Origin of the sequence: Permianibacter fluminis, assembly GCF_013179735.1 — a bacterium.
Taxonomy (GTDB): domain Bacteria; phylum Pseudomonadota; class Gammaproteobacteria; order Enterobacterales; family Permianibacteraceae; genus Permianibacter; species Permianibacter fluminis.
In genome coordinates this window covers 18,101-35,951 of sequence record NZ_JABMEG010000003.1, presented here as the reverse complement: position 1 = coordinate 35,951, position 17,851 = coordinate 18,101, and the positions used below count along the sequence as shown (strand labels likewise).

The 17,851-nt window shown below is 61.5% G+C and carries 16 protein-coding genes and 1 pseudogene; 3 read left to right on the top strand and 14 right to left on the bottom strand.

Annotated features, from left to right (window positions below; all coding sequences use genetic code 11):
• Positions 1-35: 35 nt before the first annotated feature.
• Positions 36-1,466, bottom strand: a complete 1,431-nt coding sequence (locus HPT27_RS18255; RefSeq protein ID WP_211198117.1) for an aminotransferase-like domain-containing protein — start codon at positions 1,464-1,466, stop codon at positions 36-38.
• Positions 1,467-1,642: 176 nt separating this feature from the next.
• On the opposite strand from HPT27_RS18255, the gene HPT27_RS18250 reads away from it, so the two are divergent.
• Positions 1,643-2,653 carry a DMT family transporter gene (locus HPT27_RS18250; RefSeq protein ID WP_172246502.1) on the top strand — a complete coding sequence of 337 codons (1,011 nt, stop codon included), beginning with the start codon at positions 1,643-1,645 and terminating at the stop codon, positions 2,651-2,653.
• Here the strand turns inward: HPT27_RS18250 and HPT27_RS18245 are convergent.
• The 13 genes and pseudogenes from HPT27_RS18245 to orn all read right to left on the bottom strand — a co-directional run bounded on the left by HPT27_RS18245 (position 2,650) and on the right by orn (position 16,338).
• A complete protein-coding gene (locus HPT27_RS18245; protein ID WP_172246500.1) occupies positions 2,650-3,369 on the bottom strand; it encodes a DUF3667 domain-containing protein in 720 nt (239 codons plus the stop codon). The genes HPT27_RS18250 and HPT27_RS18245 overlap by 4 nt on opposite strands.
• A 139-nt stretch (positions 3,370-3,508) precedes the next feature.
• Positions 3,509-4,807, bottom strand: coding sequence for an adenylosuccinate synthase (locus tag HPT27_RS18240; protein WP_172246498.1), 1,299 nt, complete (start codon positions 4,805-4,807; stop codon positions 3,509-3,511).
• 232 nt (positions 4,808-5,039) lie between these two features.
• The gene (locus HPT27_RS18235; RefSeq protein ID WP_172246496.1) at positions 5,040-5,234 is read right to left on the bottom strand and encodes a DUF2065 domain-containing protein; all 195 of its coding nucleotides are present in this window, start codon (positions 5,232-5,234) and stop codon (positions 5,040-5,042) included.
• 160 nt (positions 5,235-5,394) lie between these two features.
• Positions 5,395-6,282, bottom strand: coding sequence for a protease modulator HflC (gene hflC / locus HPT27_RS18230; protein ID WP_172246494.1), 888 nt, complete (start codon positions 6,280-6,282; stop codon positions 5,395-5,397).
• A 1-nt stretch (position 6,283) separates the two neighbouring features.
• On the bottom strand, positions 6,284-7,357 hold the full coding sequence (gene hflK / locus HPT27_RS18225; RefSeq protein ID WP_172246491.1) for an FtsH protease activity modulator HflK: 1,074 nt from the start codon (positions 7,355-7,357) through the stop codon (positions 6,284-6,286).
• A 92-nt stretch (positions 7,358-7,449) separates the two neighbouring features.
• Positions 7,450-8,715: pseudogene (hflX, locus tag HPT27_RS18220) on the bottom strand (ribosome rescue GTPase HflX); the annotation flags it as partial.
• An 83-nt stretch (positions 8,716-8,798) separates the two neighbouring features.
• Positions 8,799-9,080, bottom strand: coding sequence for an RNA chaperone Hfq (gene hfq / locus HPT27_RS18215; RefSeq protein ID WP_211198116.1), 282 nt, complete (start codon positions 9,078-9,080; stop codon positions 8,799-8,801).
• A 320-nt stretch (positions 9,081-9,400) separates the two neighbouring features.
• The gene (gene miaA / locus HPT27_RS18210) at positions 9,401-10,357 is read right to left on the bottom strand and encodes a tRNA (adenosine(37)-N6)-dimethylallyltransferase MiaA (RefSeq protein ID WP_235951124.1); all 957 of its coding nucleotides are present in this window, start codon (positions 10,355-10,357) and stop codon (positions 9,401-9,403) included.
• Between the two features lie 41 nt (positions 10,358-10,398).
• A complete protein-coding gene (gene mutL, locus HPT27_RS18205) occupies positions 10,399-12,165 on the bottom strand; it encodes a DNA mismatch repair endonuclease MutL (protein WP_172246485.1) in 1,767 nt (588 codons plus the stop codon).
• Positions 12,166-12,266: 101 nt separating this feature from the next.
• Positions 12,267-13,610 (bottom strand): N-acetylmuramoyl-L-alanine amidase, encoded by a 1,344-nt coding sequence (locus tag HPT27_RS18200; protein WP_172246483.1) that lies wholly within the window; start codon positions 13,608-13,610, stop codon positions 12,267-12,269.
• A gap of 22 nt (positions 13,611-13,632) precedes the next feature.
• On the bottom strand, positions 13,633-14,139 hold the full coding sequence (gene tsaE, locus HPT27_RS18195) for a tRNA (adenosine(37)-N6)-threonylcarbamoyltransferase complex ATPase subunit type 1 TsaE (protein ID WP_172246481.1): 507 nt from the start codon (positions 14,137-14,139) through the stop codon (positions 13,633-13,635).
• A 45-nt stretch (positions 14,140-14,184) separates the two neighbouring features.
• Complete coding sequence (locus tag HPT27_RS18190) at positions 14,185-15,693, bottom strand: NAD(P)H-hydrate dehydratase (protein ID WP_172246478.1); 1,509 nt, start codon at positions 15,691-15,693, stop codon at positions 14,185-14,187.
• Positions 15,694-15,786: 93 nt separating this feature from the next.
• On the bottom strand, positions 15,787-16,338 hold the full coding sequence (gene orn, locus HPT27_RS18185; RefSeq protein ID WP_172246476.1) for an oligoribonuclease: 552 nt from the start codon (positions 16,336-16,338) through the stop codon (positions 15,787-15,789).
• A gap of 65 nt (positions 16,339-16,403) precedes the next feature.
• Here orn and HPT27_RS18180 point away from each other — a divergent pair, with 65 nt between their 5' ends.
• Complete coding sequence (locus HPT27_RS18180; RefSeq protein WP_211198115.1) at positions 16,404-16,793, top strand: 4a-hydroxytetrahydrobiopterin dehydratase; 390 nt, start codon at positions 16,404-16,406, stop codon at positions 16,791-16,793.
• 76 nt (positions 16,794-16,869) lie between these two features.
• On the top strand, positions 16,870-17,847 hold the full coding sequence (gene rsgA, locus HPT27_RS18175; RefSeq protein WP_172246474.1) for a small ribosomal subunit biogenesis GTPase RsgA: 978 nt from the start codon (positions 16,870-16,872) through the stop codon (positions 17,845-17,847).
• Positions 17,848-17,851 lie beyond the last annotated feature (4 nt).

Genomic DNA, 17,851 nt, shown 5'->3' with positions numbered 1-17,851 from the left:
GACCGGGTTGTTGCCGCAGCGAGTTGAATAATCGCTCAGGTTTTCGTCGCCTGCGCCTGCAACATCTGCTGCGCCAATTGCCCCAAGGTTGCCACCGCCCGTTCAATCTCCGGCGTCCAGCTGCCACCACAACTCAAGCGAATGAAGTGTTCGTATTTGTTCTGCACCGAGAACAATCGTCCGGGCACGATGCTGATGCCTTTCTCCAGCGCCCGCTTGTACAGCTCGAATCCCGACAGCTTGTTCGGCAGTTCGACCCAAGTCACCATGCCGCCGGCCGGATGCGAGCTTTTGGTGCCGGGCGGAAAATAGTGAAAAATCGCCTGCGACAAACGCTCCTGTTGCCGAACATAGAGCTGACGCAATTTGCGGACATGACGCTCGTAGCCGCCACCGTTGAGAAACTGGGCAATGCCGCGCTGAGTCAATGACGGGGTTGCCAGATTGCTGACGTATTTCAGATACGTCACCTGCTCCAGATAACGGCCCGGCACAATCCAGCCAACCCGGCAGCCGGGTGCCAGCGTTTTCGAAAAGGACGTGCACAGCAGCACCCGACCATCGTGATCATGATGCTTGGCGGCACGCGGCCGGCTGCCGGCGCTGGCGAATTCGGCATGCTCATCGTTTTCAATCAACGGCAGATCATGTTCGCGCAGCAATTGCAGCAGCGCCTGCTTTTTTTCTTCCGGCATGCTGGAGCCGAGCGGATTGCTGCAGGTCGGCATCGCGAACACCGCCTTGATCGGCCATTGCTCCAACGCCAGCTTGAGCGCATCCAGGCTCATGCCTTCTTTCGCGTCAGTCGGGATCTCCAGCGCTTTCATGCCGAGCGATTGAATCGCCTGCAGCACGCCGTAATACGTGGGTGATTCCACCGCGATGACATCACCCGGTTCGGCCACGGCGCGGATCGCCAGCAGCATGGCTTCCTGACCGCCATTGGTCACGACGATATCGTCGGCAGCGCAGTCGACGCCCGCTTGCAGCATCAGGTGGGCGATCTGAAGTCGCAGCTCGGCGTTGCCGGTGGTGCTTTCGTAGCGAAACAGCGCGTTCGGTTGCCGGCGCAGGACATCGGCGACGCAGCGGTTGAGCGCGGCAACCGGCAACAAATCGGACGCCGGCTGGGCAGCGCCGAGCGGCACCAGCGACGGGTCTTTCAGCGTTTCCAGCACATCCATGATCATCTCGCCGGTCGAGACTTTCATCGGCCGGCTGGCCGGCTTCGGCAAACGGGTGGTCGGCATCGCCGAGCTGAGTCGGCCACGGACGTAATAGCCGGACTGCGGCCGCGCCTCGATCACGCCCTGATCTTCGAGCAACTGATATGCCTGCACGGCCGTGCTGACGCTGATGCCCTGCTCGCTTGCCAACCGCCGTACCGAGACCAGCCGGTCACCGGGTCCGTACAGGCCGGTCGCAATTTGTTCACGGACTGTTTCCGCAATCTGCTCGTACAGCACAGTTTCGCTCCTCGCCAGCAGTACAGTTTTGGCGCACCAAAACTGTACCGGTTCAATTTTGATATTACTGCATCTGTACTGCTCGCGCGAGGCTGCCTAGACTGCCGGCATTGGAGTGGGGCCGACCGTGACGTCGGCGTTACCTGACACTCCCTTATTCCTAGCCGAGCCTCACCATGTCCACTGCCCAGCAATTTGTCGTCGCCACCCTGATCTGGGGTACCACCTGGATTGCGATTACCTTCCAGCTCGGTAACGTCGCCCCGGAAGCGTCGGTCGCCTATCGCTTTTTGCTGGCCGGCACGGCGCTGTTCCTGTGGGCGCATTTCAAAGGCGAAAGCCTGCGCATCAGCCGCCGTCAGCACGGCTGGATGGCACTGCTCGGGCTGTTCTATGCGGTCAACTACGCGTTCATTTATCGCGCGGAGATGCAGATCAGTTCCGGTCTGGTCGCGGTCGCCGGTTCGGCCATGCTGTTATTCAACATCATGTTGTCGCGTTGGCTGTTTGGTTCGCCCATCAGCCGCGAGCTGAGCATCGGCGCCGGTCTCGGTGTTGCTGGTATCGTGCTGGTGTTCTGGCCGGAAGTGGCGGCGTTTTCCGGCCGCGATGGCACGCTCGGTGTCGCGTTCGCCTTGATCGGTTCGTTCGGCGCCGCTTGCGCCAATCAGGTCGCCATGCGCAACGCCAAGGAAGGATTGCCGGTGCTGACCACCAATGCCTGGTGGATGCTCTGGTGCGCCGGCTTCATGTTTGTCGCCGTGCCGTTGTCGGGTGCGCAATTCGGCTTCGAGTGGAGCGCCGGTTACCTGCTGTCGCTGCTGTATCTGGCGATTTTCGGCTCGGTCATTGCGTTCAGCTGCTATATCGCCCTGGTCGGCAAAATTGGCGCCGCCCGCGCCTCCTATATCGCAGTGCTGACGCCGATCGTTGCGTTGATTATTTCGACGTTCTTCGAGGACATGCAGTGGCATGTGTCGAGCGTCGCTGGCGTGCTGCTGATTGGCTTGGGCCAGTTCCTGATTCTGCACGGCCGCAGCAAACTCGCCGCAGCGCCAGTCACCAGCACGGCGGGGAAGGCAGTGAACAGTCCAGCGAACAACTCGGCGAATGACTCAGAGAAGAAGACCGCAAGCGTCACCACAAGCAGCACCACGATCAAACCGGCGACGGGACTTGCTCGCTAGGACAAGTGCCAGCGCTCAACCATCGTCGCCAGTGTCACCACGCCGGTATTGCCGAGCAGCGACATGGCAAAGTACAGCGCATGCAAACCAAAGCCGCGAACAATGCGGCCGAAGCGTTCGCCTTTCAGCAATGGATACAACATCCACATGTAAATGGCCGGGCCAAGAAAACGGTGCAGCCAGAACGTGACATCGACAAAAACAAAACCGAGCGGTAACACGATCAACTTCAGCAGCAAGGTCAAGGCCGTGGCAAACAGCAGCGCGACATAGGCCTCGGTGACATTGCGCTCATCGCGCAGCAGATACTTGCCGAGCCAGGCCACCGGCAGCAAATAGACAAACACCAGATAGTTGTTCAGCGCCAGCACCAGCGGCAACCATTTGAGCGCCGCCTGGTCCACCAGCGTCACGGACGCCAGCAGACCGGAAAACGTCAGCGCCGCGACAAACAGCGTGGTCGCCCAGAACACCAGCTTCATCGGATGACTGTAATGACGGCGCTCACCGCGCCAGTAGGACGTGATCAACTGACTCGGTGCACGCAGCAAGGCCAGCACCGTCCGGCCGATCGGGCCATCCAGCTGACCGAGTTGCTCCAGCGAAGGCCCGAGCAAATGCGCCGGCCGCAGCGGTTCCGGCCGCAACTCGCCACACGCGGCGCAGTAATGGCCGGTGACGGGCTGCTGGCAATGCGGACAGGGTATCGATTCCATGATGGCAGGCGCCGTGACTGCGGGGCGCTTACACAATAGGCGGCGGCTCTACGCTTGCCAAGCATCAGCTCGGCGGATAGCCGCACCGGCAAAACAAAAACAGCGGCCAAGGCCGCTGTTTTTGTTTTCTGCATTCGACTCAGGCGTCGAACGGATGGCGCAACAGAATGGTTTCATTGCGATCCGGGCCAGTCGAAATGATGTCAACCGGCACGCCAAGCTCCTGCTCGATGCGCTGAATGTAGGCGCGCGCCTGTTTCGGCAAATCTTCCAGTTTTTTCACACCGACAGTCGACTGTTTCCAGCCCGGCATTTCGATGTATTCCGGCACGATGCTGGCGAATTCGTCGGCCGATACCGGCGGATGGGTCAGCTGACCGTTCTTCGAGCATTTGTAACCGACGCAGATTTTCACGGTTTCAATGCCGTCGAGCACATCAAGCTTGGTCAGGCACAAACCCGAGATCGAGTTGATCTGCATGGCCCGGCGCAGCGCAACCAGATCGAGCCAGCCGCAGCGACGCGGACGGCCTGTCGTCGCGCCGAATTCGTGACCGGTCTGGCGCAGTTGCTCGCCAAGCGCATCGGTCAGTTCGGTCGGGAACGGGCCGCCGCCGACGCGAGTGGTGTAGGCCTTGGTGATGCCGAGCACGTAGTCGATGTAACGCGGGCCGTAACCGGAACCGGTGGCGGTGCCGCCAGCGGTGGTGTTCGACGACGTTACGAACGGGAAGGTGCCGTGATCGATATCGAGGCCAGTGCCTTGCGCGCCTTCGAACAACAGGTTGTCACCACGGACACGGGCATCGTGGAGCAGGCCCGGCACATCAGCGACCAGCGGCAGCAATTCTTTCGCCCACATTTCGCAATCGGCCAGCAGCTGGGCTTTGTCGATCGCTGGCGCGTGGTAATAGTGAGTCAGCACGAAGTTGTGGTAATCCAGCACTTCGGTCAGTTTTTCTTCGAAGCGGGCGAAGTTGAACATGTCGTCAACGCGCAGGCCGCGACGGGCGACTTTGTCTTCATAGGCCGGACCGATACCACGACCGGTGGTGCCGATGGCGGATTTGCCACGCTTGGCTTCACGGGCGTTATCGAGCGCGACGTGATACGGCAGAATCAGCGGCGTTGCCGGCGAAATGCGCAGCTTGCTGCGCACCTGCACGCCGGTCGCTTCCAGCGCGTTCATTTCTTTCAGCAGCGCGGCCGGTGACAACACCACGCCGTTGCCGATATAGCAGGCCACGCCATCGCGCAAAATGCCGGACGGGATCAGGTGCAGTACGGTTTTCTTGCCGTCGATCACCAGGGTGTGGCCGGCATTGTGGCCGCCTTGGTAACGGATCACCGCCTGTGCGCGGTCGGTGAGTAGATCGACAATCTTGCCTTTGCCCTCATCACCCCATTGAGTGCCGAGAACGACGACGGATTTGGCCATGACCGGACTGAAACCTCATGTTTGTAAAAGAAAGCTGGCGCCTGCCGGCTGGGCAGCCGGAACGCGAAGGGCGGGATTTTACGCCTTCTTGGTCCGGGATGCCTGCATTTTGAACGGCTAAATGGTGTTGAAGCCGACCGAAGGGGACCGCCGGCGAGGCTTTAGTTGGAGCGAGCGTACCTCTCATTGACAGCCCCGCCCGCACCGCGCGCCACCAGATGGTTCGTTGACCCTAACGGGCCCAGTACAACGTCAGCAATCCCGCCAGCAGGCAAGCCAGACCCAGCCAGCGCAGCGCGCTATCGGACATGGCCGCTACCGCCAGCAGACCTTCGCGAAAACGGCGCGGACTCCAGAACGGCAGCAAGCCTTCCAGTACCGTTGCCAATGCCAATCCGGTGGCCAGATCGACCCATGCCACAGCCATGCTCAGCTCCTTTGCCCGGTTCTGTGCCTGCACGGAATCCGAACGCAGTCAGGGTCAAACCTGGCCCGTCAGCAACCTACTCACCCAAAACCTGCCGGCCCCAAAACGAAAAAACCGGCGGCACGCGTTGACGCCTGCCGCCGGTTTGCCAAACGGACGATTAACGGCCGTTCTTGTTTTTCAGGTACTTGAAGAAATCGCTGTCCGGATTCAGCACCATCACGTCCTGTTCACTCTTGAAGGTGGCCCGGTAGGCATCCAGCGAGCGCAGGAAGGAATAGAACTCCGGATTGCGCTGATAAACATCGGCGTAAATCTTGGCCGCCAGTGCGTCACCTTCACCCCGGATACGACGTGATTCCTGATCGGACTGGGCCAGCAGGATTTTCACGTTGGCATCGGTTTGCGAGCGGATGATATTGGCGCGCTTTTCACCGTCCGAACGCAATTCGGTAGCTTTCTGGTTACGCTCGGCCCGCATCTGCCGATAGACCGCTTCCGACACCTGGTCCGGCAAATTGATTTGCTTGATCCGGATATCGACGATCTCGACGCCCAGATCGGTGGCATCTTTTTTCACTGCCGCCAGCAACGAGCCCATGGTCTCTTCGCGATCTTTCGAGACCAGATCGCGCACCGCGCGCTTGCCGAATTCTTCCCGAATGCCGGAATCAACCTTCCGTTCCAGCAACTCATCGGCACGGCGCAGATCGCCGTTGGTCGACAAATAGAACCGGGCCACATCCGACACGCGCCATTTCACAAAGGAGTCGACGATAACGTCTTTCTTTTCCAGCGTGACGATGCGATCCGGCTGACCTTCCAGGTTCTGGACCCGGGAGTCGATACGCCGCACAGTATCAACAAACGGCGTGCGGAAATGCAGGCCCGGGCCGAACACGGTCGGCATGCCATCCGGGCCGCGTTTGACTTCACCAAACGCCAACACCAAGGCCTGTTCCCGTTGATCGACCACAAATACAGCGCTGCTGCCAATCAGCACCAGCACCACCAGCAACAACATCACTGACAGAAAACGCGAACCCATGTTAGCGCGCTCCTTCTGCGGCGGCCGCAGCGGCGGCACTGTCACGGCGACTACCCGACATCTTGTCGAGCGGCAGATACAGCATGTTGTTGCCCTTGTCGGCATCGACCATGACTTTGCTGACCTTGCTCATGATCTCTTCCATCGTTTCAATATACAGCCGGTTGCGGGTCACATCAGGCGCCGCCAGGTATTGCGGCAACAGTTTTTCAAAACGCTGCACTTCGCCTTTGGCCTGGGCAATCTGCTGCTGCTTGTAGGCTTCGGCGTCTTGCAGCACACGCTGGGCCTTGGCTTCGGCGAGCGGAATTTCCTTGCTCTGGTACGACTCGGCTTCTTTCACCACCCGCTCCTGATCGGCGCCGGCCTTGATGGCGTCATCAAACGCTTCGCGCACCGCTTCCGGTACCGTCCGCTCTTGCAGGTTGACGTCGGCCAGATCGATGCCGGCTTCATAGCCATCGAGAATCTTGCGCATTTCTTCCCGGGTATCGCTTTGAATCTGCCCGGTACCAACGGTCAGGATGCTGTCCAGCGTTGACCGGCCGATCACCGAGCGCAGCGCCGTTTCGGCAACCTGGGTCACGGTGAAATCCGGATCGATGATGTTGAAGCGGAACGCCAGCGGATCGGAAATCCGATATTGCACGGTCAGCGCCACTTCGACCAGAAACTCATCTTCGGTCAGCATGCGGCCGCGAATGACTTCCTGATTCAATGCCGTGGTGTTGACGATTTCTTTTTGCTCGACCAACGGCGCCCGCCAATGCAAACCGGCACCTTCGGTGCGGTTGTACTGACCAAAACGCAGCACCAGGGCCTTTTCTTTTTCATCGACGGTATAAAAACCGATGGCGAAATAGAGCACGCCAATCACCGCCAATACCGAAACGGCCAGCAAGCCGCCACCCGAGCTGCCGCTGTTGCCGCCGCCCGAATTGCCACCACCAAAGATGCCGCCAAGATTCTTTTTGAATTGCTTGAACAGGTCATCCAAATCCGGCGGTCCACCCTGCGGTTTGCGCCGCTGACCCCAGGGGTCCTGGTTACCGCCACCGGGTTCATTCCAAGGCATGGTTAGTGCTCCACGTAGGCAAGTGCTTCATCATCTGAAGCAGAAAGAAGATCGGAATCCGCTGGCGCGGAATTGTGCGGTGCCGGCATATACGGCTGCAAGTCCGGATCCTGGGTCAAGCGCACCCAGTCGACCGCTTTAATCTGTAAGGACAGATGACTGACACCGTCGTCATCAATCTGTTCGGTCTTGACCGCATGCAAGGCATACAGCCGGGCACGCAGCTTGCCCGCATCCGGTTGCAGCGCCAATTCCAGCGTCAGCTCGGTATCGGCGATCCGCTCGGCAATGGCATCGAGCAATGCCGGCAAACCGGCACGGCTCTGCGCCGAGATCCAGGCCCGCACCGGCACGCCGTGTTCATCGCGATCAACCCGTGCCGTCAGTTCCGGCTGCTGATCGATTTTGTTGTACACGGTCAGCCGCGGCACTTCATGGGCGCCGATTTCTTCCAGCACCGTTTCCACGGCGCGGATTTTGTCGTCACGCATCGGGTCGGCGACATCGACCACATGCACCAGCAAATCGGCCTCACGGGTTTCGGTCAGCGTGGCTTTGAAAGCGTGCACCAAATCATGCGGCAGATGGCGAATGAACCCGACCGTGTCGGCCAGCAGCGCCTCGGTGCGTTCAATCGGCAATTTGCGCAGGGTCGGATCCAGCGTCGCGAACAGTTTATCGGCGGCGTAGACATCGCCGGTAGTCAGCGCATTGAACAGCGTGGATTTGCCGGCATTGGTGTAGCCCACCAGCGCCACGGTCTGGACCTCGTTGCGGCGACGGGCCCGGCGACTTTGTTCGCGCTGTTCGGCCACGCGCTCCAGCCGTTTTTCAATCTGGTCGATTTTGTTCATGACCAGCCGGCGGTCGGTTTCCAGCTGGGTTTCACCCGGCCCGCGCATGCCGACGCCACCGCCGCGTTGCCGATCCAGGTGAGTCCAGCCGCGCACCAGCCGGGTCGAAATGTGTTTGAGCTGGGCGAGCTCAACTTGCAGCTTGCCTTCGAAGGTTTGCGCGCGCTGGGCAAAAATATCGAGGATCAAACCGACCCGATCGACCACCCGGCACTGCAGCAGTTTTTCCAGGTTGCGTTCCTGGGCTGGCGACAGCTGGTGATTGATGATCGCGATCTGGGCGCCATGCGCTTGCACTGCGGCTTTCAATTCTTCGGCCTTGCCTTCGCCGAGGTAATACTTCGGGTCCGGCACCTTGCGCGAGCCGGTAATCAGTTGCAGCACGGTCAGTCCGGCCGAACGGACCAGTTCGGTCAGTTCGGCGACGTCTTCGGCATAGTCGCCGTTGGCAAAATCCAGGTGCACGAGGACGGCCGCCTCGCCACCGGCATGGCGGTCAAACATACAACAGGATCATGGAATGGGAATTCGCTGAGAAGGGCGAGGGGCTCAACCGGCAGCGTAACTGCCGGTTGAGATAAAACGGATTACTCGTTGCCCGGTTGGCTGGTGACTTCTTCATCCGAACCTTCACCGCCGGGGCCACCGCCATGATGCGGCAGGCGGACATTGCGCGCCGGCACCACCGTGGAAATGGCGTGTTTGTAAACCATCTGGCTGACCGTGTTCTTGAGCAGCACGACAAATTGGTCGAACGACTCGATCTGGCCCTGCAATTTGATGCCATTGACCAGATAAATGGAAACCGGAACGCGCTCACGGCGCAAGGCGTTCAGGAAAGGGTCTTGTAACGACTGCCCTTTGGACATGGTGTGATTCTCCTTGTTGGTGTGTTGTTGCCGCGCTTACCGCCTTGCACGGGCCTCGTTGCAGACTGGAAAAACAATAAAAAGCCACCGACGCAAAATTGGGCGTCAGGTGCAATTGTAGCTGATGGTCTGGTTGCATGCCGGCGAGATGGGTACGGACGTGACGGTTTTCAAGATCATTCATAAACCGGACACGTTTGCCGGTGCGCGGACCGCACCGGCTGGCGGGATCGGCTTGCCGGCTGCGTACGGGTCACGGTTTTCCTGAGCTTCAGCCTCGACATACGAATCCGTCGTTGCATTCGGATCAGTGAGGGCATTCAGGGCAGGTCTGGTAATGCCCCTGTATTGCGTCCGGCTTTTAGCAGGGTAAGCACTTGCTCCAGCGCCTCGGGCCCGGCATCGCTCAGGGTCAAATCTAGCGGCCAGCTGCGCAGCCAGGTGTACTGGCGCTTGGCCAATTGCCGGGTGGCCGCCACACCGCGTTCCCGCAGCTCACTGGCGCTGAACGGCTGGCCGCGGTCGCGGGCATCCAGCCAATCCCAGACCTGCCGGTATCCGACGCAGCGCATCGACGGCAGCTCCGGGTTCAAATCGCCACGGCTTCGCAGCCGGGTGACTTCCTCTACCAGCCCTGCGGCAAGCATTGCATCGAAGCGCGCGGCGATGCGCTGATGCAGCCAGGCCCGGTCCGGCAGCACGCCGACCTGCAGATACCGCGGCATGCCCTGACCGGCAGGGTTGCCCGCTTCAGCGGAACGCTGCCAGAGCGTCGACATCGGTTCGCCGGTGACCGCGATCACCTCCAGCGCCCGCAGCAGCCGCTGCGGATCATTGGGATGGATGCGGGCCGCGGCGATCGGGTCCAGTTGCTGGAGCCGTTCGTGCAGCACCGGCAAACCCAACTGCTCGCGCTCCTGCTCCAGTTGCGCGCGAATGGCCAGGTCGGCATCCGGCAGCTCGGCAATGCCGTCGATCAGCGCCTTGAAATACAGCATGGTGCCGCCGACCAGCAGCGGCAGCCGGCCACGCTGCTGCGCGCGAGCGATGGCAGCCAGCGCATCGCTGCGAAAACGGGCGGCGGAGTAACTTTCCAGCGGATCACAGAGATCAATCAACGCATGCGGATAGCGCGCCAGTTCGGCCGCATCCGGCTTGCCGGTGCCGATATCCATGCCGCGATAAATCAGCGCCGAGTCAACGCTGATCAGATCCACCGGCAGCCGATCGGCAATGGCTTCGGCCAGCGCCGTCTTGCCGGCAGCGGTTGGCCCCATCAGGCACAACACGGTGGCGGCGGCTGGCTCAGCGCGCGCGCTCAGATCTGACACAACAGACTCCATTCGGCTGCGGTCGGTTGTTTGCCATGTTGTGGCGCAGCGTGCGCGGCCCAGACCAACACCGGTTGCCAGAACGCGCTCTGCTGACTGATGGCTTGCTGCAACAAATGCTGTGCGGCGGCATGCGCCAAGCCAGAGTGCGATGTCGGTTCGGTTGCCGGCATCAGAGCAAAAAGCCGCGTACACAACGCAGGCCAATCCGCACCGCGCAGCACGGCCGGTGCCGCGCGCAACTGATCGTTTTCGATCGCAAAACCCAGTCGGGCAAATGCTTGTCGGCTTTCGGCGGACATGTTGGCAGCCGCGGGCACGGCAATCGGCAACAACAGCGGCAACGACACCGGCGCCGCCGCGTTTAACCATTGCGCCTGCAACCACGCCGCCAGCACCGCTTCGGCGCGCCACACGCGCAGCGGCGTTGTCCATTCGAGCAGCACATCGTCAGTAACGCGGCGAATCGCGCCGACGGCGTCCGACTCCGGCATGGCGGTCGCGACCGAACTGAACGGACGATAGCGATCAGTTGGTGTCGATGGATGCAGGCCAGCAACGTCATCACGATCGGATGCAATTTCCGCGCTGAATGCTGGCGCATAACTGCTGCGCGGCGCGGACTGACCGTAAGCGCTGCGTGTCTGGGTATAAGTGCTGGTCGCCTGACCATAATCGCTACGCGAGTCGGCAATCGTTGTCGCAAGCGCCGCGGTAATTTCGCCGGTGGCGGTATCGATCTGCTCGCCCGCCCGGGCAACAGCGTCAGCAACCGCGCGCGTCAGCCAGTCATGCAACCAGCGGGCATGGCGAAAGCGCACCTCATGCTTGGTCGGGTGCACGTTGACGTCGACCTCGGTCGGCGGCAATTCGAGAAACAGTGCGTAGCTCGGTGATCGCCCGGCCGGGATCCGATCGGCAAAACCGGCCCGGATGGCATGGCTCACCACGCGGTCCCGAATCGCCCGGCCGTTGACGAAAACATATTGGCCATCGGCCTGGGCCCGATGCTGAGCCGGGTGCCCGACCAGACCGTGCAAACGCACGTTGTCGATTTGCTGATCGAGTGGGATTGCGGTCACCAGAAAACTGCGACCGAGCACGGCGCCAATGCGCGCGGTGATGGCGCCAGCATCGCGGCCGGCGCGCAATTGCCGCACGCTGCGACCGTTATGTTTGAGCGTGATGGCGACATCGGGCCGAGCCAGCGCAACGCGCCGGACAATGTCATCGATATGGGCAAACTCGGTCGCTTCGCTGCGCAGAAACCGGCGCCGGGCCGGGGTGTTGAAAAACAGTTCGCGTACTTCGATGCGGGTGCCTTCACTCAACGCCGCTGGCTGTACCTGCACCTGCATGCCGGCGCCTTCGGCGAAGGCCTGCCAGGCGGTGGCGGCACCGCGCTGGCGCGACACCAGCAACAGCTTGGCAACCGAAGCAATACTGGCCAGCGCTTCACCGCGAAATCCGAGTGTGGCAACCGCCGCCAGATCATCGAGGCTGGCAATCTTGCTGGTCGCGTGCCGGGCCAGCGCCAGCGGCAAATCGTCGGCATGGATGCCGACGCCGTTATCGCTGATGCGAATCAAGTGAATGCCGCCACGTTCGATGTCGAGTTCAATCCGGCTGGCGCCGGCATCGAGACTGTTTTCCAGCAATTCCTTGACCACCGACGCAGGCCGCTCGACCACTTCACCAGCGGCGATCTGGTTGGCCAGACGGGGCGTCAATTGCTGAATGCGGGCGGCGGACAAAGGTGGCTCGGCCAAGGCTGGGGAACGGTCGCCAGTGTACTGAAAAAGCAACGGCCCGGGTGAGCCGGACCGTCTGGTCCATCATGCGTTGGCGGCCGTGCTCACGGAATCTGCAGCACCTGACCGACCAGCAATTGATCGCCCTTCAAGGCATTTTTTTCCCGCAAATCGGCAACGCTGACTTTGTAACGGCTGGCCAGATCGGCCAGCGTTTCGCCACGGGCGATGACGTGCTTGCTGCGCTTGGCCATGGCGAACTGGCTGCCTTCCGGCGGCCGCTGTTCAAAATAATTTTTCACGCCGACAGCAATGGCCTGCGCCAGATTGTCCTGATGCTTGCTGTCTTTCAGCAGCGATTCTTCATTCGGGTTGGACAGGAACGCGGTCTCGACCAGAATCGCCGGAATATCCGGATTTTTCAGCACCAGAAAACCGGCCTGCTGCACTTTGGCTTTGTGCAGCCGCGGCACCACGCCCTTGATCGAACCGAGCACCGACGAGCCAACATCGATGCTGGAACCGACCGCGTTGTACATCGACAGATCCAGCAGCACCTTGGCGACATCATCGTCGTACTTGGCCAGACTCAGCGTGTCTTCACCGCCGAGCAAGTCGGACGAATTTTCTTTTTCTTCCAGCCAGCGACCCATCTCACTTTGCGCGCCGCGCTGGCTCAGCACCCAGACCGAGGCGCCATTGGCGCGCTTGTCCTTGAAGCTGTCGGCATGGATGGAAATGAACAAATCGGCGCGCTGCTCACGCGCCAGCTCGGTGCGTTTGCGCAGGCCGACGAAATAGTCGCCGTTGCGAGTCAGGTAGGCCTTCATGCCCGGCGCGGCGTTGATTTTTTCCGCCAGCTTTTTCGCGATCGCCAAGGTCACGTCTTTTTCCCGGGTGCCCTTGCTGCCGAGCGCGCCCGGATCATCACCGCCATGACCGGCATCGACGGCGATAATCACGTCGCGGCTTTCGCCAGTGGCCGGCACTTCGATCACCGGTTGCGGTTTGCGCTGGGTCTTGTCTTTCAGATCGATGACCAGCCGGTCACCGTATTGTTGAAACGGCTTCAGTGCGAATGCGTTTGGCTCAACCGGCTGGGCCAGATCGAGCACCAGTCGCAGCGTGTCGGCATCCGGCGGTGCACTCGTGCGCGCTTTGCTGACCGCGGTGCTGCCAAGCGTGACGGTGTCGAGATTGATGCCGAGCTTGCTGGTTTTCAGATCGATCAGCAGCCGGTCCGGACCGGCCAGCGTGCTGACGGTAAATTCGGCCGGGCCGCTCAGATCGAGCACCACCCGGGTATTGTCCGGCGCCTGCCAGACCCGCAGACCTTTCACTTCCACCGCACCGGCCAGCGCCGCGTCGGGCCAGATTACGGCCACAGCGAGGCCGACCAGCAGGGCTGGCAGCGGTGCCGCGATCAGTCGCTTGAAAGTCCTCAACATGGCCAATCCTGCCAAACAACATTCAGACTTTTAAATAGTCTATTGATTTCATTGATAAATCAAGTTTTTTGACCAATTCCTGAGCAAGTGGCCCGTTGGCACTCACTTGCAGGCGCCGGCCGCTGCCCTCACGGGCTAGCGAAATCGAGAGCCCCGGCGGCAAGACCCCGGCGCCGCGCTCGGGCCATTCGAACAGGCAGACCGCGCCCGGGTGCAGAAACTCATCCAGCCCGAGAAACTCCAGCTCACCGGCCTCGGCCAGCCGGTACAGATCAAAGTGATGCAGCTCGAATGCCGGCAACCGGTAGCTTTCCACCAGAGTGTAGGTCGGGCTTTTGACCGCGCCCTGATGACCCAGCGCCCGCAGCAGCCCGCGCACCAGCGTGGTCTTGCCGGCACCGAGATCGCCGGACAGCGTGAGCACTTCGCCGCCGCGCAAATGCGGAGCGATCAAGGCGCCAATCTGTTCGGTGGCCGCTTCGTCAGGGAGAAAGCCGTTGCTGGTCGGGGCTGGTGGTTGGCTGGTCATGGTCCGGTTCGGAAGCTGCATTGAAATGGTGGTTGGCGGCTCGGCTCAGCCGGGTTGCAAACCAGCGGAGAAAAATTCAAACAAATCGCTGGCCAGCAAACCGCGCTCGCCGCCGCGTTTGGCCACCGCTTGATCGCCGGCCCAGGCATGCAGGGCAACGCCGAGCCGGGCGGCATCGTAAGCGGAAAAACCTTGGCCGCGTAGTGCACCGATGACACCGGCCAGCACATCGCCCATGCCGCCGCTGGCCATGCCGGGATTGCCGCCGGCGATCACACTGGTGCGCTCGCCGTCGGTGACGATGGTGCCGGCGCCTTTCAGCACTATCACGCCACCGTAACGCGCCTGCAGCGCGTTGGCGGCCGCATAACGATCGACCTCGACTTCGGCGGTGCTGATACCAAGCAAGCGGCCCGCTTCGCCGGGATGCGGGGTCAGGATCAGTTGCGGCAACGGCGTGCTGGTTGCCGGACGATGCGCAAGCGCGTTCAAGCCATCGGCATCGAGCAGCAGCGGTTTGCCGGTGTGGATCAACGCTTCCAGTAACGGACCGGCCCAGCCGGCCGTCGACAGGCCGGGACCGACCACCAGCACGTCGGCACGCTGGACCAGCGGCGTCAGTGCCGCGCCGTCCGGGGCGCCGTCAAAACCGGTCACCATCAGTTCCGGACGCGCCGCCAGCAAGCCCGACTGGTAATCGCGATGGCAGTAAACGCTGACCAGACCGGCGCCGCTGCGCAGTGCCGCTTCGCCTGCCAAGCGCGCTGCACCACCCATGCCGGCGGCGCCGCCGATCACCAGCACATGACCGTGATCGCCTTTGTGACTGGCCCGGCGTCGGTGCGGCAGGCGCGTGCGCAAATCGGCCAGCGCGAGGTGTTCGGCAACCGCGTGCGCCGTCGCCAGACTGCTGGCCGGCAAATCGAGTGCACAGCAATGCAAGTCGCCAACGGCTTCGATGGCGCGACCGGTCAGCAAACCCGGTTTGCGGGCGATGAAGGTCGTGGTCACGGTGGCGTGCACCGCGGTGCTGGCGCCGGCGCCGGTTTCGGCATCGAGTCCGGACGGAATATCGAGCGCCAGCACTGGCTTGTGGCTGGCATTGATCGCGGCAATCACCGTGCTGGCGGCCGCATTCGGGTGACCGCGCAAACCGATGCCGAACAAGGCATCGACGATCACATCCGCGTCGGCCAGCAAACCCGGTTCAAAGGCATGGGGCGTTACCGGCAACCGGGCCAGCGCCCGCGCGGCATCACCGGAATCCTTACGCTCACCGAGCAATTGCAGCACGCTGACCTGCAAACCGGCGTCGTGGCCAAGCCGCGCGAGCACATAACCATCACCGGCGTTATTGCCGCGACCGCAAACCACAACCAGCCGTTTGGCCTGCGGCCAACGCTGGCGCAGCACGACAAATGCGGCAGCGCCAGCGCGTTCCATCAAGGTACCGGTCGGAATGCCGTCGAGCTCGGCGACGGTGGCTTCGAGCTCAAGCACGGTCGCCGGTCGCAAGACCGGGGCGCCGGCCGGAAATGGCAGCAACAGGCTCATGACGTGGCGCGCACCGGCAGCAGGGTGAGAAGCAGTTGGCTCAACACAGTGAGGGGCTCATGCAAGCTGGCGGTCGGGCGCGACAGCGCAGACTCAGGGCGTCATTTTCAGGAAGCTCGCGCGATAGTGCTTGAGCTCATCAATGGACTCGCGAATGTCTTCCAGCGCGGTGTGGCTGTTTTTCTTGTTCAGCCCGGCCAGCACATCCGGCCGCCAGCGCCGGGCCAGCTCTTTCAAGGTGCTGACATCGAGATTGCGGTAATGGAAATAGCTTTCCAGCTCCGGCATGTGCCTGGCCAGAAAGCGTCGATCCTGGCAGATGGAGTTGCCGCAAATCGGCGATTTGCCTTTCGGCACCCAGTGCGACAGGAATTCGATGGTCGCCTTTTCGGCATCGACCTCGGTGATATTGCTGTCGCGGATGCGAGCGATCAGGCCAGAGGCGCCATGGGTGTTCTGGTTCCACTCGTCCATCGCGGCCAGCACCTGCTCGCTTTGGTAAATGGCCATCACCGGGCCTTCGGCCAGCACATTCAGGTCTTTGTCGGTGACGATGGTGGCGATTTCGATGATGCGATCGGCCAGCGGCTCCAGACCGGTCATTTCCAGATCGATCCAGATCAAGTTGTCAGCGTGGGCAGTCATGGGCCTCTCCCGGTCCGCCGGGCTACAATGCAGGCCCTGATTCTAGCACCGGGAACTGCCCGGCCATGAACGGAACCGCTATGAACCCGTCTTTATCTGCTCATAACCTGCTCCAGGAAACCTGTGTCAGTGGCGTACCGGCAAAACTGACTGATGCCGAATTGGCGGCACTGCTGACCGCATTGCCACACTGGCAGGTTGTCGGCAGCCCCAGCGAATTGCGCCGGGAATTTCGCTTCAAGAACTATTACCACGTGATGAGCTTCGTCAACGCCATTGCCTGGATTGCCAACAAGGAAGGTCACCATCCAGATCTGGAATTCAGCTACAGCCGGGTGCTAGTCCGTTACAGCACCCACGATGCCGGTGGCCTGACCCGCAATGATCTGATCTGCTGCGCCAAAATCGACGCGCTGTTGACGGTTGGCAACGTCGGCCCGGTGCTGGCCGGATGATGCCCGCTATCGCTGTGGCAACCAACGCGCGCACGCGCTTGCCGACTGGCACCCGCCAGTCGCGGCGCTGATCACCATGGCCAAGGAAATCCGCACCACTGATCGCGGCCGGCGCGACAATCGCAGTGACAACCGCAAGCGCGAACTGTTCTCCAAAGCCGCCGACGGCCAGGCCTTGCTGCCCGGCCTCATCATCAGCCGGTTCGGCCAGCAGGCCGATGTCATCGCTGACGATGGCCGCCACTTTCGCTGCCATCTGCGCCAGCATCTGAAAACCGCTGCGGTCGGTGATCGGGTGGAATGGTACGAAGACAGCGAGAGCAGCGCCGTCGTGGTCAATGTGCTGCCACGGCACTCGCAGCTGGAGCGGCCGAATCCTTACGAAGGCATCAAGGTCATCGCTGCCAATGTCGATCACCTGATCGTGGTGGTGGCGCCGGCGCCGATCATGTCGGAAGTGCTGCTGGACCGCTATCTGGTTGCCGGCGAAACCACCGGCATTCCGGTCACCATCGTGCTGAACAAAATCGATCTGCTCGATGCCGCGGCGCGGGCCAATCTGGAACAGCGGCTGCAGCTGTATCGCGCGCTCGGTTACCCGGTATTTCCGATCAGCACGCATGCCGGCACCGGCATTGCCGCGCTGCGCGAGCACATGAAAGACGGTTGCAGCGTCATTGTCGGCCAAAGCGGCGTCGGCAAATCCAGTTTGATCAATGCGCTGCTGCCGCAGGCGAAGCAGGATGTCGGGGCGATCTCGGATGGCTCCGAACTTGGTCAACACACCACCAGCGCTTCACGCATGCATTTTCTGCCGGAAGGCGGCCAGCTGATCGACTCACCCGGCACCCGCGAGTTCGGTTTGTGGCATCTGGACCGTGAGCAGATCAATCGCGGTTTTCGTGATGTGCATGCCATCGCCGCGCGCTGCAAATTCCGCAATTGTGCCCACGAGAAAGAACCGGGCTGCGCGGTGCGTCTGGCGGTTGAAAGTGGTGAACTGGCTGCTACGCGCTGGCAAAGTTATCAATCCATTCTCGCCGACAAGATCTGAGCGG